3 protein-coding genes are annotated in these 4,000 nt (G+C 47.1%); all 3 read right to left on the minus strand.

What is annotated here, in order from left to right; translation table 11 throughout:
* Positions 1-682: 682 nt before the first annotated feature.
* Genes J3481_RS14195 through J3481_RS14205 form a run of 3 tightly spaced genes read right to left on the minus strand, consistent with a single transcriptional unit; the run spans position 683 to position 2,820 of the window.
* Positions 683-976 (minus strand): hypothetical protein, encoded by a 294-nt coding sequence (locus J3481_RS14195; RefSeq protein WP_206832757.1) that lies wholly within the window; start codon positions 974-976, stop codon positions 683-685.
* Positions 977-1,036: 60 nt separating this feature from the next.
* A complete protein-coding gene (locus J3481_RS14200; RefSeq protein ID WP_206832758.1) occupies positions 1,037-1,906 on the minus strand; it encodes an ABC transporter permease subunit in 870 nt (289 codons plus the stop codon).
* Positions 1,903-2,820 (minus strand): ABC transporter ATP-binding protein, encoded by a 918-nt coding sequence (locus J3481_RS14205; RefSeq protein WP_206832759.1) that lies wholly within the window; start codon positions 2,818-2,820, stop codon positions 1,903-1,905. The genes J3481_RS14200 and J3481_RS14205 overlap by 4 nt, the downstream gene beginning before the upstream one ends.
* Positions 2,821-4,000: the final 1,180 nt, after the last annotated feature.

Raw genomic sequence — 4,000 nt, forward strand, 5'->3', positions numbered from 1 at the left:
TATGGAAGGACGAGTCCTTGAGCACCCATGCGGAGCCGGGCGGATGCTCAGCCCCACGCCTGACACATGAGTCAAGGTGTAGTTCGGTTGACGTTTACGTTTTTTCGGCGAATGACGCGGATATACATGTCCACATGATACGACACATACTACGCATATGTAAACACAAAAACAAAGTTATCCACAACAAAACGCATGCCTACAAAAAAGCAAATAAAAACGCGGCGCATGCCTGTGGATAAGTCCGACAAGCCGCGCTGCTATGGGATCCCACATTCATCCATGAGTCTACGTGCTCTGTCCAACTGTCGAAGTCGGGTCGTGAGAAATCGCTCAAGTGCCGGCAGAAGCGGATGTGGCGACGTCCGAATCAAGGTGTGGTTGGTTTGACGGTTACCGCGTATCTCACGTATCTCTTCAAGCGGATGCCGAACATGGACCTAACGGATGAGGCGGCGTTGGCGACGTTGTTGCCGTGGTCCGAAGCGCTCCCCGAAGGGACACGAGTCAAAAAGTGATGCCGCATTCACCGAGGGCCTGTCGATCATGGCGGGGTCTCTTGCAATTAGGCACGAGCGTGGCTCGACGATCTTGCAATGGGATGCTGATGAATCATCCACAGCCGAGGGGCTGAGCGACAAGGTGTGATCGGTGTGACGGTTACGTAAGTTGGACACATGTTTCATTTGTTGTGGGTGCTATTGCCAACAACAGTTTTTTGCATAATCACTTGTGTCGGCGTGACGTTAGTTGTGGCAACTTGCAGATAGCTTTTAAAAATATTTAGTGCTATTCCGACAATGGACACACTTACTCCAATCCACGATAACGTGCGATAAAACCCAGTCGCGGTTCGCCCACCTATTCCGAAGCCGATTCCAATGAGTCCACATATGATTCCCACAAGTGGGTGTAAGGAACCAGCAAGGGACAGGGTTGAAAGGCACAATGCAATAATGGCAATCCATTTTCTCATTGTGTTCTGCTCCTCTCGATTAAGAGGTTTTGAGTTGTAACATTGCATCCGCAATCCACATCACTGCACTGATTGTCGTCTGTACACACTTAACGAGAGTAACAGGAACAAAATGATGTATATACAGGTGATAGTTGCAGATTGCACCACACCAGCTGGCTGCATGGGCATAGTGAACGCGACAGGACCGTTTTGTCCGATCTGAGCAAACGCATGCGACAGAAGCGACTTTTGGTTGTATAGAGGAAGTACTTGTCGGATTGGCAGTTGATCCAAAGCAAGGGATTCGATATACGGCCAAACGATTCCAGCGATGGCGCCAAACATTGTACTTTTGGTCAGAATGGTGACCATCATCCCGGTCACTCCCCACAGAAAGAGACTTGCGATGGCAGCAAGAGTTTCTGCAAGCGGTGAACCAATCACAAGCGGGGATCCGTTTGGGATGGAGTGGCTCATGCGGATGATATAAATCGAGATGACTCCGACAATGCACGCTGAGACGAGAAAGATAATGATGAAAGTGAATAAGGTGAGAACTTTGGCCGCCCAAATGGATGACCTTGTTGGTCCCACTGTCAACAATAGACGTTGCGTACCAAAACGATATTCATTTCCAACAATGATTGCTCCGACGATACACGATACGATGGGACCTACTGCCGCCGCGATTGCCAAAGACCATGTGGGGGCATTGGCTGGCACTAAAGGACTAGTGAAGCTCTCTAGAATTGCTTTTGCACTGTTTTGGAGACGGACTTGAGTACCTGAGGGAACGGTGTGCGAGTTGTATACTGCCATGAAATGTTCATAACTTCGCAACGCCATCACAAATTCAAAAACGATAAATAACAGGATCATTACGATGCAGATGTATGTAGAAATATGCTTTCCTTGTTTCATAAGTTCTTTTCTAAATACGCACGTCATGAATCCGCACCTCCAGACACTTGCTTTAGGTAGAAATCGGAAAAACTCGTATGTTCCCAACGGTATTCGAGAGGAAGAAGTTCCTTAGCGGATAATTCCTGCAGTAGGCGCTCTGTAACCGCATATGAATGTGTGTCGTCTATGACCAGGCGCGGCGGATTGTCGTGAAAGACATTTTGGATGCCCAGCGTACTTAATACGGATGCTGCGTACTGTACTTTATCAAGTGAATATAAAAGTGTTAGCCGTTTTGGTGATGTCTGAACAAAATCTTCGATTGTCCCGGATTGAATGAGAACTCCATGTTTTATAATTCCGAAGTCCGTAATCCATGTTTCAATACCATTTAAGGCATGACTGGACAGAATAATCGTCTTGCCTTTTTCGGCTTCCTTTCGCAATAGCGAATGGAGCACCTCGGATCCTTCTGCGTCCAGTCCGGTTGTTGGTTCATCTAGTATCCACACGTCTGGATTCTTGATCAACATTGCGGCAATGATAAGGCGCTGCTTCATTCCAAGAGAATAACTTTTAACTTTTCGATTAAGCGCGTATTCGATATCCAGTTCTCGGGCCGCGGTACTAATATATTCATTGGATGGATTCGATCTTGGAATGAGGAGTCGGATGTTATCATAACCCGTTAGATATGGATAGAGATTAGGGAATTCGAATACACAACCCATTTTTGAAAGAACTTTAGCCGGCTCCCGACCAAGAATGCGAACTCTTCCTTCATCGCTTCGTATGAGACCTGCTAGAATTCGAAGGGTCGTTGTTTTTCCGCTTCCATTAGGTCCAATGAGGCCGAAAATGTGTCCTGGTTCAACAGTGAATGATACGTCTTTGACAGCTACCTTTTCCCCATAGCGTTTGACCAAGCCCTCGACAACAATAGTCATCACGCGATTCACCTCAAGATGCATCGTACAAATTAGGGGTGAGCAAATGTCACCCACCCCTTCGTCACGACATTCCTCATTTGCATCATATAGTTTAATACGCAGAACTGGAACCGGATGGGTATACGTCAGTCACAATACGGCTGGTCCAATCACTCACCGTGATACTTCCCCAGGGGATTGGGATTTGTGTTTTAAATTCAACCAACTCATTTGACTCTCCGACTCCGCTGTAAAAGTAGTTCCAACTGTTAGATACATTTGAATACGTTCCGAGATTAATGCTATCATCTTGCCACAGAGGACCTTTCCCGGTGTTGTAGGACCCGTTTGAATACCATTCTGTGTAGGCAACCTGCGTGGCAATTGTGATGCCATATATATCTTGGTACGATTTCTGCCATCCTACTTCATAGAGCCATGTCGTTTGCGGCGTGTACAAACTGTTTGCTCCAATTTGAGAATTAGCTGACTTTGTGGAACTCACTTGGCTCGGCATTTGATCTGGTCCTTGTGTAGATGCAAATACAGTGCTAACCTGTCCGAGTAGCACAGTGGTTGACATACCTACCGTAACTAGAAGGAGGCGCTTATCCATCATCTTCACTCCTTACTATGATGAGTTGTTGTGCAGGAAACAAGATTGCGTTTCTCCTTCAGCTGTGCAAAACAACGCTCTACGGCGTCCATTCATCGTGAAGTATCTTCCATATCTACGCCCAAATGAACCTTTTATCCAAACTAGGCGCGTTTATTGCAGAACGTGTCGAACTGTGCACCATGATTTAAATATGAGATGATGCGGCAATTAAAATCGGTGGAATGACACCATCCGCTGGTTTCAGCGTGGTCAATCCCAACATAGTTGCAACAACTAGGCATCCACATAACACAAGCTTCTTCACCTGTCCTCACCTCCCCTCACTGAACGCTAAATATTGCTTGGCTCTAGGAAGCCGTTGAAGCTCGCGCAACACATGATGAACTGACTCACTCCCACACGCTCGTAATGCTTCTACGGCTTGCAGCCAGTAGGTCTCGGCTTGTCCCCAGTTTCCGCGTTGCTTGTAGAGCTCACCTCCCAACGTTAAGAGGTGAGCGTCAAATAGCGCACACCTAGTCTCGGGTTCTGTTCTGCGAGATGATCCCTCTAGAATCCATTGACGGAGGGATCACCGTGACGAAGGCCGAA

The sequence above is a fragment of the Alicyclobacillus fructus genome (assembly GCF_017329605.1).
Classification (GTDB): domain Bacteria; phylum Bacillota; class Bacilli; order Alicyclobacillales; family Alicyclobacillaceae; genus Alicyclobacillus; species Alicyclobacillus fructus.

Bases quoted from the DNA above. Each gene is read 5' to 3' on its own strand.
- J3481_RS14200 (WP_206832758.1), bottom strand. From the start codon at position 1,906: ATGACGTGCGTATTTAGAAAAGAACTTATGAAACAAGGAAAGCATATT.
- J3481_RS14195 (WP_206832757.1), bottom strand. From the start codon at position 976: ATGAGAAAATGGATTGCCATTATTGCATTGTGCCTTTCAACCCTGTCC.